General features: G+C 74.7%; 11 protein-coding genes. 10 read left to right on the top strand and 1 reads right to left on the bottom strand.

Annotated elements, in window-relative coordinates:
- Positions 1–4: 4 nt before the first annotated feature.
- Positions 5–3,958: a type VII secretion protein EccCa gene (gene eccCa, locus ACZ6S8_RS23670; RefSeq protein WP_469459066.1), complete on the bottom strand. Its 3,954-nt coding sequence runs from the start codon at positions 3,956–3,958 to the stop codon at positions 5–7.
- A gap of 178 nt (positions 3,959–4,136) precedes the next feature.
- Here eccCa and eccD point away from each other — a divergent pair, with 178 nt between their 5' ends.
- From eccD to ACZ6S8_RS23620, 10 genes are all read left to right on the top strand, one after another.
- Complete coding sequence (gene eccD, locus ACZ6S8_RS23665) at positions 4,137–5,537, top strand: type VII secretion integral membrane protein EccD (RefSeq protein WP_469458767.1); 1,401 nt, start codon at positions 4,137–4,139, stop codon at positions 5,535–5,537.
- 16 nt (positions 5,538–5,553) lie between these two features.
- The gene (gene eccB, locus ACZ6S8_RS23660) at positions 5,554–7,023 is read left to right on the top strand and encodes a type VII secretion protein EccB (RefSeq protein ID WP_469458765.1); all 1,470 of its coding nucleotides are present in this window, start codon (positions 5,554–5,556) and stop codon (positions 7,021–7,023) included.
- A 254-nt stretch (positions 7,024–7,277) separates the two neighbouring features.
- Positions 7,278–7,613: a hypothetical protein gene (locus ACZ6S8_RS23655; RefSeq protein WP_351280053.1), complete on the top strand. Its 336-nt coding sequence runs from the start codon at positions 7,278–7,280 to the stop codon at positions 7,611–7,613.
- Between the two features lie 64 nt (positions 7,614–7,677).
- On the top strand, positions 7,678–7,998 hold the full coding sequence (locus ACZ6S8_RS23650) for a WXG100 family type VII secretion target (protein WP_267719002.1): 321 nt from the start codon (positions 7,678–7,680) through the stop codon (positions 7,996–7,998).
- 143 nt (positions 7,999–8,141) lie between these two features.
- A complete protein-coding gene (locus ACZ6S8_RS23645) occupies positions 8,142–8,606 on the top strand; it encodes a type VII secretion system-associated protein (protein WP_469458762.1) in 465 nt (154 codons plus the stop codon).
- Between the two features lie 63 nt (positions 8,607–8,669).
- Entirely contained in the window at positions 8,670–12,107 is a 3,438-nt protein-coding gene (locus tag ACZ6S8_RS23640; RefSeq protein WP_469458760.1) for an AAWKG family protein, read from the top strand.
- Positions 12,104–12,229 (top strand): hypothetical protein, encoded by a 126-nt coding sequence (locus ACZ6S8_RS23635; protein ID WP_469458758.1) that lies wholly within the window; start codon positions 12,104–12,106, stop codon positions 12,227–12,229. Before ACZ6S8_RS23640 ends, ACZ6S8_RS23635 begins: the two co-directional genes overlap by 4 nt.
- Positions 12,226–12,699 carry a YbaB/EbfC family nucleoid-associated protein gene (locus tag ACZ6S8_RS23630; RefSeq protein ID WP_469458756.1) on the top strand — a complete coding sequence of 158 codons (474 nt, stop codon included), beginning with the start codon at positions 12,226–12,228 and terminating at the stop codon, positions 12,697–12,699. The genes ACZ6S8_RS23635 and ACZ6S8_RS23630 overlap by 4 nt, the downstream gene beginning before the upstream one ends.
- Positions 12,696–13,061, top strand: coding sequence for a hypothetical protein (locus tag ACZ6S8_RS23625; RefSeq protein WP_469458754.1), 366 nt, complete (start codon positions 12,696–12,698; stop codon positions 13,059–13,061). The genes ACZ6S8_RS23630 and ACZ6S8_RS23625 overlap by 4 nt, the downstream gene beginning before the upstream one ends.
- Positions 13,062–13,156: 95 nt before the next feature.
- On the top strand, positions 13,157–25,681 hold the full coding sequence (locus ACZ6S8_RS23620) for a WXG100-like domain-containing protein (RefSeq protein WP_469458752.1): 12,525 nt from the start codon (positions 13,157–13,159) through the stop codon (positions 25,679–25,681).
- Positions 25,682–25,791: the final 110 nt, after the last annotated feature.

Genomic DNA, 25,791 nt, shown 5'->3' with positions numbered 1-25,791 from the left:
GGGGTCAGGACTCCGGGTCCCCCAGGAAGGCCGTCTGGACCTGCACCGTACGGCGCCGGGCGACGCGGGTGGCGCGCCCCGGCGGCAGGAGGCGGCCCTTCGTGTTGCCGAGGACGTACCCCTCCGACGGCGGGCAGGAGAACAGCAGGGACGGGGTGTTGACCTCCTGGAGGCGGCGCATGAGCGCGTCGCTCATCCCGCGCCCCGCGCCGCTGGCGGAGCGGGCGACGATCAGGTGCAGGCCGACCTCCCACCCCAGGGCCAGGTGGGCCAGCAGCGGTTCGAACGGCGGGTGCGCGGGGTTGGAGCCGACCATGTCGTAGTCGTCCACGAGGACGAACAGCCGCGGCCCGGTCCACCAGTCGGCCAGCCGCATCCGGCCCGGGGCGATGTCGGGCCCCGGAACCCGCGTCCGCACCGCACGGGCCGCGCCGTCCACCAGGTCCTTCAGCGCGTCGATGGAGACCGCGTGGCCGAGCCGGTAGGTGTCCGGGACGGCCTCGACCAGCTCGCGCCGGTAGTCCACGACCATGATCCGCGCCTCGGCCGGGGTGTACCGCTCCATGATCGCGCGCGCGGCGAGCCGCAGCAGGTTGGTCTTGCCGCTCTCGGTGTCCCCGATCGCGATCATGTGGGGGCTCTCGCTGAAGTCGTGCCACACGGTGGCCAGCTCGTCCTCCTCCAGGCCGAGCGGCATCCGGAAATCACCCTCCGGCGCTGGCAGTTCGGCCACCGGCAGCGCGGTCGGCAGCATCCGCACCTGCGGCGCCGGCGGCCCGTTCCAGCTCTCCCGGACCGCCGCGACCAGCCCGGCCACGCCCTCCGCCAGGTCGTCGGTCCGCTCGCCGCCGTCGATGCGGGGCAGGGCCGTCAGGTAGTGCAGCTTGCCCTCGCGCGTCAGGCCCCGCCCGGGCACCCGGGGCACGGTCGCGGCCCGCCGGATGTCGATCTCGGAGTCCATGGAGTCGCCCATCCGCAGCTCCAGGTGGGTGCCCGCCTGGTCCCGAACCGCCGACGGCAGTTCCACCCAGCGCGCGGTGGTCACGATGAGGTGGACGCCGTAGCCCAGCCCCCGCGAGGCGATCGTGCTGAAGGTCGAGACGTGGCGGTCGTAGTCCTGGCGCACCGTGGACCAGCCGTCGATGACGAGGAACACGTCGCCGTGCTCCTCGGCGGGGAACTCGCCCGCCGCCCGGCGGCGCCGGAACGTGGCCATGGAGTCGATGCCGTGCTCCAGGAAGAACTTCTCCCGGGCCGCGAGCAGCGTGGTCACCTCCGCGATGGTCCGGCCCACCCGCTCGCCGTCCATCCGGGCCGCGACCCCGCTGGTGTGCGGCAGTCCGGCCAGCCCGGACAGGGTGCCGCCACCGAAGTCGAGGCAGTAGAACTGCACTTCGCGGGGGGTGTGGGTGAGGGCGAGGGAGGCCAGGATGGTGCGCACCATGGTGCTCTTGCCGCTCTGCGGGCCGCCCGCGACGGCGATGTGCCCGCCGACCCCGGACAGGTCGACGGTCAGCAGGTCGCGCAGCTGGTCGAAGGGCCGGTCCACGATGCCGATCGGCACCTTCAGCCGCCCCCGCTCCGGACCGTCCGTGGTCAGGCCCCGTTCCGGGTCGGGCGTCAGCGGCGGCAGGATCTGGTCGAGGGTGGCCGGCAGGTCCAGCGGCGGCAGCCACACCTCGTGGGCCGGCGGACCCGCCGCGAGCAGCCGCTCGACCGCCACCGACAGCAGCGAGTCGGCGCCCTCCTCCGCCTCCGGTTCGGGCGCCGGCAGGTCGGGTACGGTGCGGGGCACCACGTACCCGGTGCTCCACGGCACGGTGTGGCCGGCCGCACGGGCCTGGCTCGCCCCGCCCCGCCGCTGCCGGTAGGGCCCGGAGACGTACGCCGCCCGGAACCGGGTCAGCGCGTCCACCCCGGACTTGAGGAAACCGCCGCCCGGAGCCGACGGAAGCTCGTAGGCGTCCGGCACGCCCAGCACGCCGCGGCTCTCCATGGCCGAGAAGGTGCGCAGCCCGATCCGGTACGACAGGTGGCTCTCCAGCTGGTGCATCCGGCCCTCGTCGAGGCGCTGCGAGGCCAGCAGGAGGTGCACGCCGAGACTGCGGCCCAGCCGGCCGATCATCACGAACAGCTCCATGAACTCCCGGTGCGCGGCCAGGAGTTCGCTGAACTCGTCCACGATCACGAACAGGCTCGGCAGAGGCGCCAGCGGGGTGCCGGCGGCGCGGGCCTTCTCGTACTCCAGCGCCGAGGTGTAGTTCCCGGCCGCGCGCAGCAGCTCCTGGCGCCGGATCAGCTCCCCGTGCAGGGCGTCCTGCATGCGGGAGACCAGCGCCGCCTCGTCGGCGAGGTTGGTGATCACCGCCGAGGTGTGGGGCAGCTCGTCCAGACCGAGGAAGGTGGCTCCGCCCTTGAAGTCCACCAGGACGAAGTTCAGCGTCTCGGAGGAGTTGGTCAGCGCCAGCGCCAGCACCAGGGTGCGCAGCAGCTCGCTCTTGCCGGAGCCGGTCGCGCCGATCAGCATGCCGTGCGGGCCGGTGCCGCCCTGGGCGGACTCCTTGATGTCCAGCTCCACCGGTACGCCGTCCGCGCCCACCCCGATGGGCACCCGCAGCCGGCTCGGCCCCGTACCGCGCCGCCACAGGGTGCCGGGCTCGTGCCCGTACAGGTCGTTGATGCCCAGCAGCGTGGTCAGCTCCACGTCGGTCGACAGCGGTTCGGCGCTGTCCGTGCCGATGCCCATCCGGTAGGGCGCCAGCCGCTTGGCGAGCGCGGTGGCGCCGCGCGTACCGAAGGCGTCGGGGCGGCCCAGCGGCGCCACCTGCTCCTTGCGGTCCCGGTCGGTGCGCACGAGGCGGAAGTCGCCCTCCTCCACCTCGAAGCGGAGCGTCACCCGCCCCGGGCGCCAGCTCAGCGCGCCGGACAGGTCGAGCACCACGGTGTTGCGCAGTCCCGGGCCGTCCAGCCGGTGCCCGCCCGGGACCGTGCCCCCGTCCACCACGATCACCGTGAACGGCTCCTCCCGCCCGGGCACCGCATCCGGGTCGAACGGCGGGCGTTCGAGGAACTCGGCACCCAGCAGGTCCTCCAGCTCGCCGAGCGTCGAACCCGTCATCCGGGCCGGCCCCGCCCCGTCGGTCTCCTGCGGATGCAGGTGGTGCGGCAGCCACTTGCCCCACTCCCACTCGGCCCGCCGCTCGTCGGACACGCACAGCGCGATCCACAGGTCGTCGGGGGAGTGGAAGGCGGCCAACTGGGCCACCAGCGCCCGGGCCAGGGCGCGGATCTGCTCCTCGTCACCGCGGAACAGCACCCGCGCCCAGGCCCGCAGGTAGATCGCGATCGGCTGGTCGGGCACGGTGGCGTACGCCCGGATGAAGCTGCGCAGCGCGTGGGCGGCCAGCGGCTCCAGGTCCTCGACCGGGCTGGTGGCCATCGGGTTGAGCCGCAGCCCCAGCTTCTGGTCGCCGACCGCCACCCGCACCTCGCCGAAGTCCGTGTCCTGCGGCCTGCGTTCCCACAGACGGGTGGTGCCGACCACGGACCACAGGGCGGCGGGTTCCGGATGCCGCCAGGCCAGCGCCCGCTGCTGCTCGATCACGGCGGCCCGCACCTTGCGCCGCGTCTGGCCCAGATAGCGCAGGTAGTCGCGGCGCTCGCCCTTCAGCCGCTGCTTGCGCTCGCTGTTGCGGCGCATGACCTGCCCCAGCATCATCGCCGCCGACGCGATCACCATCATGCCCAGCGCCAGATAGATGAAGCCGCTGCCGCCGGCCGCACCGGGCCGGATGAACATCAGCATCATCGACACCGACATCAGCGCCATCGGCAGGTACGTCCACACCGCGGACGAGTCCGGGACCACCTCCGGGAGCACGGGCGGCTCCTGCAGGGTCAGTTCCCCGTCCGGCATTTCCGGGCCGCGCCTGCGGGCCGGCCTTCGGAACAGCACCACACTCACCGAACGGACTCCTTGCGCCAGGGCCGCGGGCACCGCCCCGGGAACAGACGGCGAATACCTCGGACAGGTGAGTGATACTACGATCGTTCGTGCTGACCGCCCAAGGCCAAACAGTGCTCCACCGGCGTCTGTTGGCCTGCCGACCGAACCCGGAGAGGCGTGAGCCAGACCGATGAGTGACAACCAGGTGGCCGGACTGTGCCGCCTGACCGTACGCGCCCCCGCACGCACCGTCGATCTCGCCGTACCCGCCGACGTCCCGGTGGCCGACCTGCTGCCCGCCGTCCTCGGCTACGCCGGAGACGACCTGGAGGAAGCCGGCATCGACCACGGCGGCTGGGTGCTCCAGCGCCTGGGCGGCGAGCCGCTGGACGAGGAGCGCACCCTCGACTCCCTGGACCTGCGCGACGGCGAGACCCTCTACCTGCGGCCCCGCACCGAGGCACTGCCCGAAGTGCACCTGGACGACCTGGTGGACGGCATCGCCACGGCGCTCCAGCGCCAGCCGTACGGCTGGACCCCCGCCGCCGCCCGCGCCCTGCTGCGCGCCCTGGCCGTCACCGCGCTCCTCGCCGGCCTGGCGGTCCTCGCCCTGCCGGGCGGCTCCGGCGTCACCCGGGCGGTCTGCGCCACCGTGGCGGCGGTCCTGCTGCTCGCCGGGGCCGCCGCGGCCGCCCGCGCCGTCGGTGACGGGGGTGCGGGCGCGGCCCTGGGCCTCATGGCCGGCCCCTACCTCGCCCTGGCCGGATGGCTCCTGCCCGGCGGGGCCCTGACCGGCCCGCACGGCCAGGAGGCGCTGGGCGCCCGGCTGCTGGCCGCCTCCGCCGCCGGAGCCGGCGGAACCGTCCTGGCGCTGTCCGCGGTGGCCGCGTACGCCGCGCTCTTCCTGGCCCCCGCGGTCCTCGCGGCGTTCGGCGCGCTGACCGGCGCCGTGATGCTCGTCGCCGGGCTGCCGCTGACCGAGGCGGCCGCCGTGACCGCCCTCCTCGCCGTCCTGCTCGGCGCGTTCGTGCCCTCGCTCTCCTTCCGCATGTCGGGCCTGCGGATGCCACCGCTGCCGACCAACGCCCAGCAGCTCCAGGAGGGCATCGAACCCCATCCGACGGCCGCGGTCACCGCGCGTTCGGTGCTGGCCGACGGCTGGATGAGCTCGCTGTACGGGGCGGTCGGACTGGTCTGCACCGCATGCGTCACCGTGCTCGCCCACGAACCCGGACTCGCGCAGACCATCACCTCGGCGGTGCTCGCCCTCCTGCTCCTGCTGCACTCCCGCGGACTGGGCAACGTGTGGCAGCGGCTGTCGCTGGTGGTCCCCGGCGTCTGGGGGCCGGTCCTGCTGGTGTGGGCGGCCGCCGGCTCCTACGCCCCGTCCGGCAGGCTGCTGCTGGTGGTGGGGCTGCTCGCCGTCGCCACCGCGATCGCCATCGCCTCGTGGACGGTGCCCGGGCGGCGGCTCGTGCCCTACTGGGGCCGTGCGGCGGAGCTGTTCCACTCGGCGGCGGCCATCGCCCTGCTGCCGCTGGTGCTGTGGGTGCTCGGCGTGTACGGGGCCCTGCGGTCCCTCAACGGCTGATCCGGGGGACGCCACAGTGCAGTCGAAACGCGACCAGGTCCAGGCCCACATGTTCGTCATGGGCCGGCTCACCTCCGCCATGCTCCGCAGCGATCCGGACGCCCCGGAGAGCCCGCAGGGCCGCACCAACCGCGGCATCGCCATCGGCGTGGTGATCGCCGTGCTGCTGTCGGCCGGGGCGTTCGTCCTCGGCCTGTTCAAGCCCGGTACGAAGGACTCCTGGCGCCAGGCCGGCACCCTCGTGGTCGCCAAGGAGACCGGGACGCGCTACCTCTTCCTGGAGGGCAGGCTGCGGCCGGTGCGCAACTACGCCTCCGCGCGGCTCCTCGTCGGCGCCGACCTGAAGGTCTCCTCCGTCGGGACCCGCTCGCTCGCCGACACCCCCCGCGGCGCACCCGTCGGCATCGCCGGCGCACCGGAGGCCCTGCCCGCCGCCGACCGCCTGGACACCGGCCCGTGGCAGGTCTGCTCGGGCACGCCCGGCGGCCCCGCCACCACCGTCCTGGCCGTCGGAGCACCCGCCGAGGGCCGCGGACTGGGGCCCGACGAGGCGCTGCTGGTGACCGGCCCGGACCAGGCCGAGTACGTCGTGTGGCGCGGCAGCCGGCTGCGCCTGGACGCCGGGGCGCGGGCCGCGCAGGCCCTCGGGTACGACGCCCGGCCCCGGACCAGGGTCTCGGCGGCCTTCCTCAACGCGCTGCCCGAGGGGCCCGACCTGACCCCGCCGCCCGTGCCCGGCCGCGGCGCGCCGGGCCCGCAGCTCGGCGGGCGCGAGTCCCGCATCGGGCAGGTCTTCCGGATCACCGTGCCCGGCGCCACCGCCCGCTACTACCTGCTGCGCCAGGACGGCCTGGCCCCGCTGACCGCGACCGCCGCCGCCCTGGTGCTCGGCGACCCGCAGACCCGCGTCACGGCGTACGCGGGCGCCGCCCCGGCCGCCGCCGACCTGGGCGCCGACGCCCTCGACGGCCGCAGCGCCCCGCTGCCCGCCACGGGCCAGCCGGCCGATCTGCCCGAGGCGCCGCCGCGGGCGGTGGCGCCGGGGGCCGGGACGACGGCGTGCGCCCGCATCGAATCGGCCACCGGCGGCAGCCGGGTGAGCGTCGCGCTGTCCGCGGTGGCCGGCCTCGGACCCGCCGCGCAACCCGCCCCCGAGGGCCTCACCCCGGCCTGTACGGCCGTCGAGCGGATCACCGTCCGGCCGGGCGGGGGCGCCCTGGTGCGCGCCCTGGGCGCAGGCGGCGGCGAACTCGGCTCCACGCTCTACCTGGTGACCGACAGCGGCGTGAAGTACCGGATCGCCGGAGCGGACGCGCTCACCGCCCTCGGCTACGCCCAGGGCCAGGCCCGGGGGCTGCCCTCGCCGCTGCTCGCGATGCTCCCGAGCGGGCCGGACCTCAGCGCGCAGGCGGCCGTCGCGGGCCGCGGTAACACCACCGCGGCGCCCTGCCCGTCCGTCGGCGCCGCCCCGTCACCGGCTTCCTGACCGTATACCGGCGAACCGGACGGGAGGATCGTGCGTGTACCCCGTGTAGGAGGCACAAAAAACCGGCCCCGGGGCCGGAGACGCTGGATTCTCGGCAGGTGATCACTGAGAATGCAGCTGACGGACATGTGACGGTTGGCCGCAACTGGGTTGCCCGTCAGTCCTGTTGAGTACGGTCGGCTGAACGACGGACACCGCCGGTGCCCCTGCGCGCGGACGGACTCGGCGGCGACAACCACCAGGAGGTGCGGCACATGGCAGGCTTCCAGCAGTCACAGGAACAGGCCACCCGGAACGGCATCATGGCCTTGGAGCAGGCGTTCACCGGCGTGCAGAACTGCCGGCAGGACGTGGAGAACATGAAGTTCAACCTGTCCTCCGGGCTCAAGGGCTCCGACGGCAAGGCGTTCCAGGACCTGCTCAAGCTCTGGGACGACCAGGCGGAGGTCATCTCGCGCAACGTCCGGGACATGGTCGACACCCTCAACGAGACGCTGCGCACGCAGGGCCTCACGCAGGGGTCCAACAACGAGAGCATCACCACCGCGTACAACCAGTCGCAGTCGGTCTTCGACACGCTGAGCGGCTGACCGTCCCTTCCCGGACCCGCGACTCCCGTCCCCTCCCCATCCAGTTGTGAGACGAGGCCCCACGATGAGCGACTTCACCGACGGTCACATCTACGTCGACTACCGGCACATGTCGAACGCGGCGGACGACATGGTCGCCCAGACCAAGGCGATCGCCGGCGTCCTGGCCAACCTGGAAGCCGAGCTCCAGGAGCTCAAGCAGACCTGGGAAGGCGAGGACCGCCAGGTCTACAACACCAAGCAGCAGGCGTGGGACCACGCCGTCGAAGAGATGAAGAACCTGCTGGCGAACCACTCCCGCCTGCTGACCGACGTCTCCGACAACTACCAGTACAGCGAGAAGTCCCTCACCCAGATGTGGGGAGACGTGCGCATCGGCCGCTGACCCGGCCCGGGGGACCCCGACGACAGGGGCGCGGCCCTCGCGGGGCGCGTCCCGGGCGCGCCCCGCGTCCCGGCGGCGCGCCGGCCCGACGGCGACGGCCGCCGGTACGCAGGCAGGAACAAGAGCAGGATCAGGAGCGGGACATGGCGCAGAACCCCCCGGTCAACCTCGACAAGGCCTGGCTGGAGAACTTCCTCAACCACGACGTCGCGGAGTTCATCGCCGAGATCAAGAAGATCATGGGTGACGGAACGGGGCCCGACAGCACGGTCGTTCCCGCCCTGGAGTCCCTGCTGCCCTCGGGATCCCACGGCGACTGGACCTTGCCGGGCGCCCAACTGCCCATCACCATCGGCGGGATGTCCAAGGACACTGCCACCAACGGCCAGCACATCAACGACGCCGTGGTCGAACTCATCGGCGCCGTCACCACCATTCTGGACAACCAGAAGCTCCTCTTCGACGACATCGACGACAACCTGCGCACCAGCATCGAGAAGCTCTTCAAGACGCAGGGGGACAACCTGGCCAAGATCGAGGGGGACAAGTTCCTCGACATCTTCTCCGACGTCGACGAGTCCCTCGGAGGCCCCGAGGAGGACGACTGACCGGTCCGCCGACCGGCCCCGCCGCCCCGTCCTCCACCCGCCCGACCCTCCCGGAGCCCGACCGTGCGTGATGAGAACATCAAGCCGCTCACCTCGGACAACGACGCCTGGCACCAGGCCGTCAAACTGTTCACCGGCTACGACGCGCCCCAGCGGAACAAGCTCTTCGAGGAGCTCATCGGCAACGCGGGCATCCCCCAGATGAAGGTGGAGATCAGCAAGCAGTCGGCCGTCGACTACGTCGACCCGAACGACTTCAACTGGCGGGTGGAGAACGCCGGCTGGCGGATCGAGAACACCGACTTCGTCATCCCGTTCTACCTCACCGGAGGCGACAACCCCTCCAGCGGCGACCGGGTCTCCATGTACAAGGCCCGGATCACGCTGCTCGGCAACAAGGGCAGCGACGGCCCCCCGGCCGGCGGCGTCGTGGAGGGCGGGGAGTTCAAGAGCCAGTACGACAACCACCTGGGCCTGACGGGTGACGCGGCCGTGTGGACCACCCAGCCGCTCACCCAGTACAGCTACGGGACCGGCCGCGCCCTGGAGGCGCTGCTGAACGACCGGAACGGCACCCACGGCTTCCACTGGAACGGGAAGAACGTCGCCAACGACCAGGCCGTCACCCTGACCTCCTTCGACACCGCGGCGGCGTCCTTCGACCGGGCCGCCCAGTTCTTCGTCGACCGGCGCGACGCCGTCGAGGAGTGGGAGCGCAGGCTCGGGACGGAGCAGGACGACGCCTGGCGCGGCCAGGCCGCCGGCGTGTTCTGGAACCTGGTGCACACGCTCGGCAAGCAGTACGACGGCTACGCCAAGGACATGCGCCCCTCCGGCACCACCGGCTCCAAGCAGGGCGACGAACTGCGGCAGGCGAAGACGGACTTCCGCAACGCCGTCTCGACCCTCCAGCGGAGCTGGGCCCGCTGGGAGCTCGCGGAGGGCAACCCGCTGCGCTGGCTCCACGACCTGCTCGTCGAGGTCACGGACCACGTGTGGGAACGCAACATCAAGATGATCACGTACAAGGTGAGCAGCAACCGGTACGGCACCACGACCACCTACCACGCCATGTCCGGGTTCGACCAGACCGCCACCCGGTTCGGCAAGGGCGACGGCTTCGGACAGCTCGACGACCTCGAGACCTGGAAGAAGGTGGGGGAGCGGGCGGTCCAGCACTGGCAGGCGTCCGTCATCGAGAGCCTGGAGGTGCCCGCCAACGAGGCGATCCGGCTGGTCCACAACAGCTGGAGCACCAAGAGCTTCGACCTCGGCTCCATCCGCACCCGCAGCAGTACCGACCTCACCAGCTCCTACAACGAGGACAAGAACGAGAAGAAGGAGGACGACGCGGAGAAGGCCGCGGCGGACGCGGCGAAGAAGCAGGAAGAGTTCATGGCCTGGCAGAAGGAACAGGCCGCCAAGGCGGAGGCCGAGGCCAAGCGCCGCGAGGAGGAGGCCAAGAAGGAGCAGGAGCGCCGGGAGAAGGAGGCCGACGAGAAGGAGGCCAAGGCCAAGGAGGAACAGGAGCGCAAGGAGAAGGAGGCCGAGGCGAAGGAGGCCGCGCTCCGGGCCGAGCAGGAGCGCAAGGAGACCGAGGCCAAGGCCGAGCAGGAACGCAAGGAGAAGGAGGCGAAGGCCGAGCAGGAGCGCCGCGAGAAGGAGGCGGACGCGAAGGAGGCCCAGGCCAGGGCCGAGCAGGACCGCAAGGAGGCCGAAGCCGAGGCGAAGGCCGGGGCGAAGGAGGCCGAGGCCGAGCAGAAGCAGGCCGAGGCGGAGGCCAAGGCGGAGCAGAAGGAAGCCGAGCAGGAGGCCAAGCAGGCCGAGGCGGAGGCGAAGGCCGAGGAGAAGCAGCGCGAGCAGGAGGCCAAGCAGGAAGAGGCCCAGCGCAAGCAGGAAGAGGCGCAGCAGCGCCAGGAACAGGTCCAGGCCACCCAGTTCAACCAGGCCCGAGCCGACCAGGAACGCGCGCGCAAGGAGCAGGAGCAGAAGGAGGCCGAGGCGGAGGCCAAGGCCGCCGAGAAGGAGCGCGAGGCCGAGGCCAAGCAGGCGGAGGCGGAGGCCGAAGCCGAGCAGCGGCAGGCCGAGGCGGAGGCCAAGGCGGAGCAGAAGGAAGCCGAGCAGGAGGCCAAGCAGGCCGAAGCGGAGGCGAAGGCCGAGGAGAGGCAGCGCGAGCAGGAGGCCAAGCAGGAGGAGGCCCAGGCGAAGGCCGAGGCCGCCCAGCGGGAGCGCCAGGAGGAGCAGGGCCGGCTGCAGACCGAGCAGGAGCTGCGGCAGGAACAGCTGCTCACCGAGCAGGAGAAGCGCCAGGCCGAGCAGCGCGCCGAGGTGGAGGCCCGCCAGGCGGAGGCGCAGGCCCGCCAGAACGAGGCGCAGGCCCGCCAGGAGGCCGCCGTCGAGCAGGCCAGGGCCGCGCAGGAGAACGCCCGCGGCCAGCAGCTGCCGGGCGGACCCGAACGGCCCGGCTCCGTGGAACTCCCCGGCGGACAGCTGAACCCGGGCGACCTGTCCCCGCTCATGCCCGACCCGACCGGCGGGCCCGTCTACTCCGACAGCGGCCTCACCCTGCCGGACGGCACCTCGACGACCATCGACGACCACGGCCGGGTCGTCACCCACCACCCCGACGGCAGCACCGTCACCATCGACCCCGACCTCCACACCGGCACCGTCACCCGCCCCGACGGCACCACCGCCACCGGCCCCCTGAACACCGGGGACCGCCTGCCCCACCCCGACGGCAGCGTGTCCCACATCGGCACCGACGGCCGGATCGTCACCGAATACCCGGACGGCACGACCACCACCATCGACCCCGACACCGGCATCGGCATCACCACGCGTCCCGACGGCACGGTCATCAGCGGCCACCTCGGCGGCGACGGCTCCCTGCCGGGCGGCTCCGGACCCCACTCCCCGCTCCCCTCCGCCCACCGCCCGCCGTCCTACGACGGGTCGCTGGGCTCGTACGAGGAGGAGCTGTACGACCACACCCCCTACGAGCCCTCCTTCGCGGGCAGTTCCTCCGGCGCGGGACCCTCGTACGGAGCCCTCGCCGACGTCGGCACCCCGCTCAACACCGGGTCGCTGCCCGGATCCGGCGCGGGAGCCGGCTCCGGCTCCGGCAGTCCGGCGGGTCCCATGGGCGCGCCGATGGGCGGTCCGATGGGCGGTATGGGAGGCGGCGGCGGGGCCGGTGGAGGGTCGGGCACCTCCGAACGGGTGCGCAACGTCATCGACGACGGCCGGGCGAACGCCGGTCAGCGCGGCGGACGGCCCCGCGCGGGAGGCCCCAGGGGCGGGCAGGACGAGAACGACGTCCGGGTGTCCTCCCCCCGGGCCACCGCCACCGGAGGCGCCCCGATGGCGCCGATGGGCGGCGGCGGTCCCGGCCGGCAGCAGACCGAGAGCGGCGACCGCACCCGTGACGCGTGGGTGCAGGAGGAAGAGGACGTGTGGGGCACGGACGAGGGCGGCGCCCCCGCGGTGATCGGCCGGTGACCGCCACCACCCGCACCGTCCGCCGGACGGCCGAACGGGCCGCCGACCGCGGCGCCGACCGGAGAACCCGCCGGACCATCCGCCCGGGCACCGGCCCGGCCGACCGGAGGGACCACCGGTGAGCGAACCGATCGAGCAGCGCATCGCCAAGGCCATGGCGGAACTGGAGTCCGTCAAGGCCGCCGTCGCGCGCGCCGAGGAGCAACTGGCCGACGCCACGGCGACCGTACGCTCGCGCGACCGCGCCGTGGAGGTCACCGTCGGCCCGCAGGGCGAGCTCGCCGGGCTCAAGTTCCTCGACGGCAAGCACCTGTCGATGAACGCGACCCAACTGGCCGCGTCCGTCATGGAGGCCGCCGCGCGCGGCCGGGCCCAGATGGCCCGACAGGTCATGGAACTCTTCGACCCGCTCACCCGCCCCAGCGCCGCGCTGCCCGAACTGCGCGGCGTGGACGTCGACTGGGACCGCGTCTTCGGCTCGGCCCTGCGCGACGAGGCCGACGGCGGGCGGGTGCACCGCCCGGGCGACCGGCTGCGGGACGAGATCACCGAGGACGCGGACGACGGACACAGGGGAAGGGACCGGTCATGAGCGGTGTGTACGAGGCGAACCCGGAGGCGCTGCGGAGGGCCGTCGAGCGGATGCGGCGCCTGCCCGAGCTGGCGGACGCCCTCGGTCAGAGCTTCACCTCCGACGAGCGCAACTACACGCCGTGGCCCGGCTGGACGGACGACTACGCCCTCCAGGTCCGCCCGGTCTACGAACGGAACAACGACTACTGCCTCGGCACCGCCCGGGTGCTGTACGAGGCCCTCGACGGACTCGTGCAGGCCACCTTGGCGAACCTGTCGAACATCGAGCGCACGCGGTCGGACTCCACCGAGCAGATCGCGGAACACCAGCGCCGGACCCGTGACTCGGTGTTCGACGGCCCCGGGGGCGGACGCCACTGAGGGGCGCCACGGAACGGAACGGTCCACGGGGGTGGGACCACGGGTGAGCGGAGTGTCGGGTGCAGGAGATCAACTTTCCGGAGGACGTCCGGAAAATGCTCTGGATCCTCATCGGCGAGATGCCGTTGGAGGCTCGGGAGAACCTCGCATACGACAGCCGTGAGCTTTATCTGAGGTTCGGCCGCGGCATCCGGGACCTCCGCAACGAGATCCAGCTCTCCATCTCGGAAGCCTCCACCGCCCTGCCGGACGACGTGGCCGACCCGTACGTCCGGGCGCTGTCGCTGCTCACCGACGACGGGGGAGTGAACCACCTCGACTCGATGGTCGACAAGCTCGACGACATCGCCCGGGGCCAGATCGACCACTCGATGAACATCCAGCAGGCCAAGTGGGAGATCATCGCCGAGATCATCGCCCTGCTCGTCGAACTGGCGCTGCTGGCCGCGCTCGCCGCCATCACCGGCGGCACGTCCGTCTCCCAGATGATGCTGGCGCGGGCCAGGAGCCGGCTCGCCGTCCTGCTCATCGTGGACCGGCTGCTGCGCATGACCCACCTCGCGCCCACCCTCACCAGCGCCATCGAGGAGGCGCTCCAGGTCCTCGCGGTGCGGCTCGCCCAGATCGCGCTGAACCCGAACGACCGCAGGCCCGACGGGATCGACTGGGAGGACGTGGGGAAGGGGGCCGCCTTCGGCGCCCTGGCCGGAGGGTTCGCCAGCATCCTCGGCGGCGCGTTCGACCACGCCGGAAAGTGGTTCAAGAACACCTTCGACAGCTTCGACGACTTCGCCAGGAAGAACCCGTTCACGACGAAGTTCCTCGACGGACTCAACGACCTCGCCGAGGCGTTCGTCGTCGGAGCGGTCAGCGAGTCGGCCGCCGAGGTCCTGGTCCAGGGGGCCTTCGAAGGCGTGTGGGAGTTCAAGTGGGAGACGTTCGTCGGCTCCGGCACCAGCTCCATGTTCGAGGTGGTGGCCGACGGGGCCCTCGGCGGCGGCGGTCTGTGGCTGCACAAGTGGCTGACGGACTCGCACGACTTCACCGACCTCAACGACATCGACCTCCGCGGCGGCCCGGACCCCCGGGGGCCGGGCGACTTCGACGGCCCGCCCCGCAGCTCCCCGGTCCCGGTCCCCGTACCGGGTCCGGACCCGCTCCTGACCTCCGTGCCGCGCGCCGTGCCGTCGGTGACGGCGGGCGACGACGTCCCGCTCGGCGCCCCGCCGTCCCCCGTGACGGGCCCGGCGCCGTTGCCGGTGCCGCCCGCCCCGTTCCCGGTCGCGCCGGTCCCCCCGGCGACCGGCCGGGTGCCCGCCGCGGTCGACGGCACCGCCCGCGACGACCGCTCCGACCCGGCCCGGCGCTCCGTCGACCCCGGCGCGGGCGGGCGGCCCGGCGTCCCCGGCCCGACGCCCGTCTCCCCGGTCCCGGTCCCGGCCCCGCCGCCCGCACCGTTGCCGCCCGGGCTGCCGGTGGACCTGTCGGTGGACCTGTCGTCCCCCTCGTCGCCGTCCTCGCTCCCGTCCTCACCGGCGGCGTCCGGGCGGACCGCCGATCCGGCCGCCGGGCAGCGGGAGTTCTGGGCGGACGGGCCGGTTGACCCGGCCGACCTGCCCGGGGACCCGGCCGCCCTGCCCGGCGGGACCGGCGCTGCGGCCGACCCGTCCGCCGGGCTCCCCGGGACCACCGGCCAGGGCGCTTCCGCGCCGGCCGCGGGTTCGGGCACGCCCTCGCCGGGTACCGCGGCCGGCGGCCGTCCGCCGTCGGTCGGCGCCGGACACGACGGCTCCCAGGAGGCCCCGGAGCGGGCCGTGTTCCCGGAGGAGGACACGGAGGTGCCCGCCGAGGAGGCGCACACCCCGGCCGAGGAGGCGCCGGTACGGACCGCCGGGCGCGAGCAGCCCGCCGGCGAGGGCGTCCCCGGACCGACCGGAGTCGGGCCCACCGGAGTCGCGCCGCCGCCCGCCGCCCCGGAAGCGGCCGTCCCCCGCCCGACGACCTCCGTCGGCGCCTCCGACGAGACGGGCCGGGTGAGGGGCTCCGCGCCCGAGACCGCCCCCGGGACCGGCGAGGACGCCCCGGAGCGGGAAGCGGCCCGTACGCCGGTCGCCTTCGTGCCCGGCCCCCCGCACACCGGCCCCGCCCCGCTCACCGGCAACCCGGCCTGGGAGGCGGCCCGGGCCGCCGTACCGCCCGTCACCCGGACGCACACCTGGACCGACGCCGCGCCGGTCCCCGCCGATCCGGCGCGGCCCGGGGCGACGGCTCCCGCCGCCCCGGCCCGGTCCTCGTTCGACGTCCGCCGCGTCGAGCACGACGGCACGTGGGTCACCGACGTCACCGTCCGGATCGCGACCGGGCCGGACGGCCTGCCCGACGACACCTGGCAGCGGGTGCGCTCCGGAGTCGAGGACCACTTCAACGCGCCGGGCCACCGGCTGCCGGGCGGGGACCGGCTCCAGGTCACCGTCGAGCAGGTCGCGGCCGTCCCGGACCCCGGCGGGCTCGCCGTCGGGCCGGTCGGCCGCGACCGCCCGATGACCCGTACCGCGTGGTGGACCGACGCCGACCCCGCCGACTACGCCGCGCGGATCGCCCGGGAGCTCGGACTGCCGGGCGAACCCCGGACCGGAGACGCCACCACCGCCCGCACCACCGGCGCCCCGGGGCGGCACCAGGGGCTGAGCGGGCCCGGGCTGGAGGCGCTCGCCGCGCACCTCGGCGACCCCGCCGCCGTCACCGGGACGGAGGCTCCCGTTCCCGCACCCGTCCCACCGGCGGCGGTGCGCACCGTCGGCGGCCCGACCGCCGCGCAGCCGCCCGTACCCCCGACGCCGCGCGCGACCGCGTCGGTGACGCCCGCGCCGGACGCGCAGGACGCGGACACCGCCGTCGAGCCCGCGGTCGCGGAGGCCGCGGTGGTTCCCGTACGGCCCGGACAGTGGCGCCACCGGCGGTCGTCCGCTCCGGCGGCCCCGCTGCACCTGGACTGGTTCGACCCGGCGGCCGACCCGCTCGACGGGCGGCGCGCCCCGGGCACGCTGCACGGCCTCACGACGCTGGTCCGCGCCCGGCTCCGCCGCGTCCAGGCCGAGGACGGGCGCTGGGTGCGCGACGTGGCCCTGCACCTGCCGGTCCGGTTCGGCCCCGGTTTCGATCCCGCCGAGCTGCCCGCGTTCCAGGAGCGGATGCGCGCGCTGCTCGCCGTCCACGTCAACCACGGCCTGCGGCTGCCGGGTTCCGGCGACCAGCTGCACGTGGAGCTGGTGCTGACCCACGCCCCCGAACACGCCGAGGCGGTGGAGCTGAGCCGCGGCGCCGACCCCGACCGCAGCGACCAGCTGCACATCCGGCTCGGCGCCGGGCCCGGCCGCGACGACGCCGTGGCGCTGCACGAGATCCTGCACTACACGGGCCTGCGGGACCGGGCACGCGATCCGGAATCGCTGTTCCGCCGCCTCCTCGCGGCCGGCACCACCACCGGGGTGATGGCCGACACCACCGGCCTGCCCGCCGCGGGGGCGATCACCGAGCGGGACCTGAGGACCCTGGAATCGGCCCTGGAATCAGGCCCGGTGGTGCACGACCACCCGCTCACGGCGGGCACGCCCTCCCCGTCCACGACCACCGACCTCGCGACCCCGTCCGCCACTGCCACTGCCACTGCCACCGCCACCGCCACGCCCGCGACCGCCGATCCCGCCGCCGCGGACGGCGATCCGCTGCCGCCGGACGAGCACGACGGCCGCTGGGACTCCAGCCGGGCCCCCCGCGACTGGAGCGCGCCGCTGTCCGCGTACGTCACCGGATACGGCACCGGCTACGACGGCAACGTCGGCCTCGTGCACGTCGAGCCGCTGTCCGACGCGGTGGTGGACGGCCTGCACCGGCAGATCCTCACCCGCCTGGGCATCCCGCGGACCGCGCCGCAGGACCATCCCGTACGGGTACAGCTCCGCGAGCGGGCCAACGCCGTCGAGCTGGCCCGCCAGCTGCCCTACCTGCGCAGCACCGGGCGCCGGTTCACCGTGACCCACGAGGGCCGGGAGCGCACGGTGGACGTGCGGCTCGGCCTGCGCGACCCCGTGCGGTCCGGCCGGTACGGCGCCAACAGCGTGGAGGACCCCGAGGGCCGCGTCGAGCGGCGCGGACAGGGCAGCTCCGAATCCTCGGCCTCCCAGAACTCGGGGAACGTCCGCACGGTCCCGGTGACCTGGTCGGGCTCGTTCGCCATCGGGCGGCCCGGCCCGGTCAGCCGGCTCGACGGGGCGTTCGCGCTCACGCTGACCCACAACCAGTTCTCCGCGAGCACCACCGTCGCCTCCGCCGTGCAGACGATGACCGCGCAGCGCAGCAACGAGCTGTCGCAGCCCGTGGAGTTCGCCTCGGAGTGGCAGGTCGTGACCGACCGGCCGGAGCCCTCCGGGACGGGGAGCACCGAAGCGGACTGGGGGGACGCGCGGGCGCACGGTCCGGTCACCGTCTGGTTCCCGCAGCACCTCGCGGCGGAGCCCTCCGGACCGATGCCGGCTCCCGCCGGACTCGACGACCTCCCGGTGTGGGGCGTCGACACCGTCCACCAGCCCGCCCGCCTCCTCTCCGACGTCCGCCGCACCTTCGAGGAGGACCTGTCGGACCTGTCGGACGGCTCCGCCGAGGAACTGGAGGCGTTCCTGTCCGAGCCGGTGCTGCGCGGCACCCTGCCCCTCCAGCGGGGCGGCGGCCTGTACTCGCCGATCCTGCTGGACGGCCGGGGCAAGGCGATCGGGGTCTTCCGGCTGACGGCCGTGGTCGAGCCCGACCCCGCACCCACGCACCGCACGGTCGAGGGGAAGATCAACCTGGAGGCGCACGTCTCGCAGATCGTGAAGCTCGACAGCTCCGCCAGGTTCGCCAGCGGCATCGCGGGCGACGGCAGCGTCGCCCCCGTCTTCACCTCCGACACGGCGGCGGGCCACCCCGACGCCTCCTCCCGCGTGCAGGGCAGCGTCGCCTTCAAGGGCGGCGGCAAGTGGCAGACCGGCTCCGGCCTCTCGTCCGGCGGTTCCGCCACCCTTGCGCACGCCGTGCGGAGCAACCGCAGCCACCTGCTCACCCCGGCGAGGGTCACCTATCAGGTCACCCTCGTCCGCGCCCGCGGCGGAAGCACGACGCACCGGGCCGGACCCTGGGACGCGGGCCTGCGGATGCGCATGCTGTCCCGGGCCGACGCGCAGGGCGTGGAGCACGCCGCCGGCAAGGGGCCGCGCCAGCTCCCCGAGGATCTGGAGAACCTCGACGCGCTCGGCCTGTCGGCCGCGCCGCTGGCCGTCACCGGCGCCGAACCGATGTTCCGGCGGGCCGAGGCGTGGCTGCGGGAGGAGGGGTTCCTGCCCCCGACCACGCGCCCCCTGGCCCCCTACGTGGAGGACGAGGAACGGGCGCAGGCGCAGCTCGCCAACCTGCGCCGCTTCGAGCAGGCCCGTTCCGAGGTGGGCCTGCGGGCCTCGGCCGACGCCCTGCTCGACGGCGGGGTCCCGCTGTGGCTGGACCTGCCCCGGCGGACCGGCGGCACCCGCCGGGTCCAGCTGCGGCTGAGCGCCACCCGCGACGCCGCCGCCGCGACCCGGCACCGGCGCACGCTGCCGGGCATCCAGGTCATGGGCATCTCCTCGTTCGGCGTCCCGGGCAACGAGTCCAGGAGCCGGGCCCACGGCTGGCAGGCCGGCTTCGGCGGCGGTCCCTCCGGTCCGGCCGGCGCCCCCGCGTGGACGCTCAGCGGCTCGGGCGACTACACGTACAGCAGGCAGAGCGCCGACACGCTCACGGCCGGCTCCGGAAACAGCCAGGACCAGTTCTTCATCGGCAGCGGGCAGGACACCGAGGTCTTCGACGTGCCCGCGCAGCTCGCACTCGACCTGTACGAGGAGGGGGCCCAGCCGAAGAAACGGTTCGCCGACCCCGGTGACCCCGTAAGCCCGTCCGGGCAGGCCCCCCGGCCCCCCGACGAGGAACGGCCCGCCGTCCACACGGTTCCCGGACACCTCACCCTCGCCGTTCCGCACCACCGCACCCAGCCCGCCGGCACCGCGCGCCCGCCGCGCGCCGGCCACCAGGTGCGTGCCGTCCGCCCGGCGGACCGCACGCGGCTGGCCATGACCGACGCGGCCGGGAACCCCGTACCGAACGTCGTGCGCCTCCCCGACGACGCGATCATGGACAGCCTCCAGGGGTCGGCCGCGCTCGTCGACGCCTTCGACCGGATCGTCACCGGCACCTATCCCGGCCGCCCCCGGAAGGGGGCCCTCCACCAGGCCTGGGACGCCACCACCGGATTCCTGTCGGACCTGGCGAACAAGGCGGCGGGCCTCTCCGACAACCTGGACGGCGCCGACCCCACCGACGAGACCACCCCGTTCAGGGAGGCGCTGCGCTCCGCGCTCGGCACCGCCAACCTGTCCGCCCGCTCCCACCAGATCTTCAAGGGCGGCTACGTCGTCGAGGGCCTGACTCTCCCCGGCCTCGGCGCCGACCACGAATTCTCCATCGAGCTCCAGGGCTTCCTGCACGACCCGGAGAACCCGAACAGTGCGGCCCAGTACCTGGAGACCGACGTCGGAGCCACCGACACCACCTCGCACCAGACCGCCACCAGCGCCGGCCACCAGTTCGCCGGGGCGTTCAGCGCGGCGCAGCGGCCCGCACCGGCCCCCAACACGGCCGAGGGGGGCACGGGGAAGGCGGCCCGCGCGCCGAAGGAGGAGGCGCCGGCGCCGGAGGCGACCCCGCTGTTCAACCCGTCCGGCCGCCAGGCCCTCACCCGCCGTACGGACCAGAGCCGGACGGTCACCTCCTCCACCGGGGTGACCCGTACCCCGACGGAGGGCGGCGTGCAGCACCGCATCCGCGCCGGTGCGACCATCCTCGTCACGGTGCGGCACGGGCGGCGCACCCTGGTGGGCAGCACCCTGGGCGTCACCGCCGCCGATCCCGTCACCCTCGCCGTCGAGATACCCCGCGGCGCCCAGTTCCTGATGAGCGACACGCAACTCAGCCGGGACGCCGAATGGTTCGGGAACGTCGGCTCGCTGACGCCCACCCCGCGTCCGGCCGCCGACCTGCCCCTGCCGGACCGGTTCGCCCGTACGCAGGAACTCGGGCTGGCCGGCGTCCTCTCCGTCCGGCAGCTCGCACCCGCTCCGAGCACGGCGGCCCCGGGCGCCGCGGCTCCGAGCACGGGCGCCCCGAGCGCCACGGCGCCGGTCGCCCCGCCCCCGCCCGCGACCGGGCCCGTCGAGCGGCGCGACCGGCTGCGCACCGAACTGACCCGGCTGGTCGAGGCGGAGGCACCCGGATCCACCACCCCCGGGCACTCCGCCTACCTCTCCGGCGTGCGCACCCGGATCGCCGACCTCACCACCTCCACCGCCCTGCGCGCCCTGCCCGGCCGCGGACCCGGCCGGCCACAGCGCTTCCACTTCCTGCACGTCGCCAAGGGCGGCGCCCGGCTCGTCGAGGTGGCCCTGGAGGCCCGGCCCCGGCAGGACACCGCCGGGCTGCGCACCGTGCGCGGCCGCCGCGCCGGAGCCGGTGCGGGACAGGAACAGGTGCACATCCACGCCCCGTCGAACACCTCCACCGGCACCACCACGACCCGGCAGAGCGCCACCACCTTCACCCCCAGTGCCCGCTACCCGCGCCCCGCCGACGACACCCGCACCGACCGCACCGGGCCCGCCCTGACCTACACCACCACCAGTTCCGACGCGGCGAAGAACTCCTCGACGGACGAGGACCGCTACTGGATGCGCACCGACAACGCGGCCGACTTCGAGGTGGAGTACGAGTACACCGCCTCGGTCCGCTCCGAACTCGTCGTCGAATGGCCGCTGAACATCCCCGGCGGCATCGTCGAAGCCGGTGTGATCGGCTGGTTCGACGAGAACACGGGCTGGATCGAATGGGCCCGGCGCACCCTGTTCGGCCGCCCCGTCCGCACCGCCACCGTGCCCGCCCGGGTCAGCCTGCGCTTCACCGGCAGCGAGGCCGCCGACCCGCCGGCGCCCGCCGACCCGCTGCCGCCGGGCCTGTCGGCCACCGACCCGAGGACCGCGACCGCCCCCGCGGGCGGCGGCCGCCGCATCGGCGACGGGGAGCGCCTCGTGCCGAACGGACCGGCCCCGGTGTTCCACTTCAACGCCTACCGGGAACTCTCCCGGGCCCTCACCGAGGTCGCACCGGGGCTCGCTCCGGGCCTCGCCTCGACCCCGCTGTCGGAGTCGGCCGAGGCTGCCGCCGTCCGCATCGGGGAACTGATCCAGGCCGCGCGCGTCAGCGTGGACCTGCCCCGCGGCACCGGGATCACCTCGTCCATGCCCGGCGCCTACCCGGCCGAGGAGGACGCCGGAGCCACCCCGGACCTGCGGATCGAGGTGCGCAACCCCCGGCGGATCACCGACGCCGGCGACGTCACCCTGGACCGGCTGCGGCTGCCCGGGACCACCGCGTCCACCGCCCTCACGGTCGGCGGCGGATCGAACACCATCCTGAACACCGCCCACACCGGGGACGCACTGTCCCCCTCGAACCTGTTCGGCGCCGGCATCCCGGTGCTCGCCCGGCAGCCCGTCACCCAGGGCCCCGGTACGGCGGTCACCGCGAGCCGCCGCGAGTGGTTCAAGGTGGGCGGCACGGCCCTGCCCGCCGACGGCGGACGCGGCACCCGCAGCTACGAGACCATGGTCGACGTCCTGATCACCGTCACCGGTCCCGGCGGCACCCGGTACGTCAGCGGCAGCGCCGAGACGAGGCTGTCCGAGCGCGACGTGCTCGGCTACGGCGTCACCGGCGCCCGCACCGACCCGCAGGTCTACGACCTGCGGTCCATGCTCGCCGGGCAGCCCGCGGCCGACCTGCGCGACTGGACCCGTCACCCCCTCGGCAACCTGCCCGCCGTGCTCGCCCGCGGCCTGGCCCTCAACGAGGACGCGGCGCAGATCTGGCTCGCCCCCGGCCCCGACCCGGACGGATCCCGCCTCGCGCGCGCCCTGTACGCGGCCTCCCGCACCGCCGTCCTCGCCGCACGGCCCGTGGAACTCGTGCTGCGGACCGACGAGGGGCTCCAGCACTGGGCGTTCGCCGCGGACGGCTCCCTGGCCGTCACCGACGCGGCCGCCGTCACGGCGTGGAACGCCCTCGCCGACGCCGTCGCCGAGCACGGCGACGCCCACCGCGGGCAGGCGCTGGCCCGGCAGCAGGAGGCCGACCAGAGCGACCCGCGCACCGCCGCGGCCGAGGCCCTCGTCGCGGCGGGCACGGTGCTGGACACCCGGCAGAAGGCCCACCTGAAGGCCGAACAGGAGCTGCGGAGGGCGGTCAAGGCCCACACGGGGGCGCGGACCGCGCTGACCCGGGGCGAGAGGGCCGCCGTCCGCGCCGACGGGCTGGTGCGGCGGACGGCACGCGACGTCGCCGCCGTGGAGCGCCGCCTGGCGGCCGCCGAACGCGACGAGCGGGCCCTGTCGGTCGAGGCCCGGGCCGCGGCCGCCGAACTGCGGCACATGGCGCGCCAGGTCCGGACGCCACAGCCGCCGCACACGGTGGCGGCCGTGCGGGCGCGCGAGCAGCTCGCCCGCCAGGGCATCGCGCGGCTGCGGGGCCGGCAGACGGGACTGCGCACCCGCCAGACGCAGCTCCGGACCGCGTTGGACACCGCGCGCGCCGACGCGCTGACCGCTGCCGCCGCCCTGCCCGGCCTCACCGGGAACGTGACGACCGCGCGCGCCGACGAGGACGCCCGCCGCGGCGCGCGCGAAACGGCCGTCAAGAGGCGGGACACCGCCGCCGGAGTGCACGACCAGCGGGACGCGGAGCTGAAGGCCGTGGACCTGGTCATCGCCACCGCCCGCACCGCGCAGGCCCAAGCGGCGGGCGTGCAGAGCGCCGCCGCCAAGCGGCTGCCCGGCCTCGCCCGCACGCTCGGGGCCGCCCGCAGCACCGCCGGTGAGGGGCTGGTCGAGGTCACCCGCTCCTCCGTGGCGTCGACCCCGGCCCGCGGTCCGCGCACCGCCCTGGACGCCCGCTCCACGGCGACCCCCGCGCCGCGGGTGGTCCCGAAGGCCTCCCCGAAGGGCGCCAAGGCGAAGACCGGCGTGAAGTCCCAGTCCCAGACCCAGACCCAGCCCAAGGGCACGGTGGGTACGCAGCAGTCCGGCCTCGGTACCCCGCCCGGCACGGGCCTCGGTACCCCGCCGCCCGGCACCGGCACCGGCACCGGCACCGGTACCGGCAGCGGGACCGTGGCCGCCCAGGGGAGCAGCTCGCGCCGGCCGGCCGCGGGGAACGCGCTGCGCACCGTCGCGAACGGCGAGTGCCTGCTGTACGCCTTCCTCGCCAGTGCGCCGCAGCTGGTCCGCGACCGGCTGCCCGGGCTGGCCGCCACCTCCCCGGCCGTCTACGCCTGGCTCTCGGACACCGCGGGAGCCCGTGCCGACCTGTACGCCCAGGCCACCGCCCTCTCGTACACCGCCATCCTGCCCCCGCACCCGGAGTCCCGGGCGGCCGTCGCCGCCCTGCGCACCTTCGTCGCGGACTACCTGCGGCAGGCGGCCCGGGCGAACCAGCTGCCGGACCAGGTCGCGCTGCAGCTGCGCGCCTCCGTCGCCGCCGAGTTCGGCCGCCTGCTGCGCCGGCCCACCACCACCCGGGCCGACCTGCTGGCGCTCGCCCAGCGGCACGGCGTCGCCCACCCCGCAGCCATGCCCGACCACGCGCTGCGCACCGCGCTGGAGACCGCCTACCTCATGAGCACCGCGCCGTTGAGCACCGCCGAACTCCAGGGGCTGCTGGGCGCGGTGCAGTCCTGGGACACCAGCTGGGCGAGCGACCACGGCGACGCCTTCCTGATGCTGACGGCGCACGCCCTCGGATTCGCCGTCGACGTGGCGCAGACCGACGAGTTCGGCGGGCCGCCCTTCGTCGTGGACCGTTACGGCCCCCCGGCCGGGCCCGTCGTCGAGGTCCACTACTCCTCGGACCACCGGCACTACTGGGGCAGCGACGCGATCGCCCCGCCGACCGCCGTACCCGTCCCCGTGCCCGTTCCCGTCCTGAACCCGGCTCCGGTGCCCGCCGGCGCCTCCGTCGCGCCCGGGGGACCGGCCGAGGCGGCGGAGGCCGTCGTCCACGTACCGCAGGCGGTGGAGCCGCCCGACGCGGACGCGCTGGTGGCGCGCCTGTCCCAGCTCCCCGTACGGGAGTTGCTGGACGGGCTCCCGTTGCTGGACCAGCGGCACCGGCGGTGGCTCGCGGGCCGGGCGGACTTCGTGGCGGGACTGCGGTCGCGCCTCACGGCGGACGAGTTCGCCGAGGCGGCGGCGCGGCTGCTGGTGGTGCTGCTGGACGGGACCGCCCGCCCGGTGTCGGCGCGGGGGGAGGCGTACGCGCAGGTGGCGCGCATGCTGCGGGATCCGGACACGGTGGTGCGGCTGCTGGCGTCGGGCGCCACGGTGGCGGTGCTCCCGCAGGACCTGCCGCTGGGAGCCGTGAGCACCTTCGCCGCCGGGCCCGGGACGATCGACCACGGCCTCGACACCCTGCGGGGCGTCACGGCGGGCCACGCGCTCGTGGCGGCGCTGCCGGAGGAGAACCTGCTGGGGGAACGGTCCGGCGTCGGCCGGAACCTGGAGCAGGCCGAGGGGTACTCGTCGGCCACCCACGAGATGGCGCACCTCCTGCACCACGCCGCGCTGACCGCGAGCGACCGGGCGTTGATCTCCCGGAGGTTCGGGGAGCTGCGCGACGGGGGACCGGACGCCCCCTGGCCGGACGGGCCCCGCCGGCACGCCGACGGCACACAGCGCGACACCTACGCGGCGACGAACGAGTGGGAGTTCTTCGCCCAGCTCAGCAACGCTTATCTCGGCACGAACCACGGCGACGACCCCCACACGCTGCGGCCGCGGAACAACGGCGCCCCGTGGGTCCGGGCCAACGAGCCGGTACTCCTGCCCCTGTTGGAGCGGTTGTACGGCCCCGGCTCGGAAGCGGTCCACTTCCCGGCGGCGAACCCGCGGGCGGCGACGGACGCGGACAACGCGCGGTACGAGGCGTTCCGCGAGTTCACGACCGGTGTGGCCGGACCGGCCGGGGCCGCCGCTCATCCTGTCGCCCCGACCGCCCCCCAACCCGTCGTACCGCCCGTCGCCCCGCCCGCCGTCACGCCGGTTGCCCCGCCGGCCGGGCTCGCCTTCGACGAAGCGCTGCTCGCGGCGCTGGGGCCGGCGGACGCGACCCGGCTGCTGGATCCCGGCCGGTCCGTTCCGGTGGCGGACCTCGCGGGCGCGGGCCTGGTCCTCACCGCCGGGCAGACCGCCCAAGCCGTGCTGCTCGGCGGCTCGTTGACGGCCGGGGAGCTGGGCCTGACACCGCTCCGGCACCTGCGCCTGCTGCTGGGCGCCCCCGCCCGGGGCGACGGGCCCGAGGCGGCGTGGGAGGCGGCCGCGCGGGCCCTGGGGATCGAGGTCGTGGTCACCCTGCCCGGCGGGCGGACCGTCACCTTCGGGACGGGCGGCCCCGGCGGCCGCGTACAGCTGAACTTCGACGGCGCGGCGTACGTGGTCACAGGAGGCGCGTCATGACGGCCCCCCACCCCGGACCTGGAGCACCCATGGCGTTCAGACTCCCGACACCGCGGTCAACTACCGTGCTCACCAGCACTCTTGAATCGAACTGCCGGGCGAACGCCGGC

It is taken from the genome of Streptomyces sp. NPDC048461, from assembly GCF_055587105.1.
This window is presented reverse-complemented; position numbering and strand designations above follow the sequence as displayed.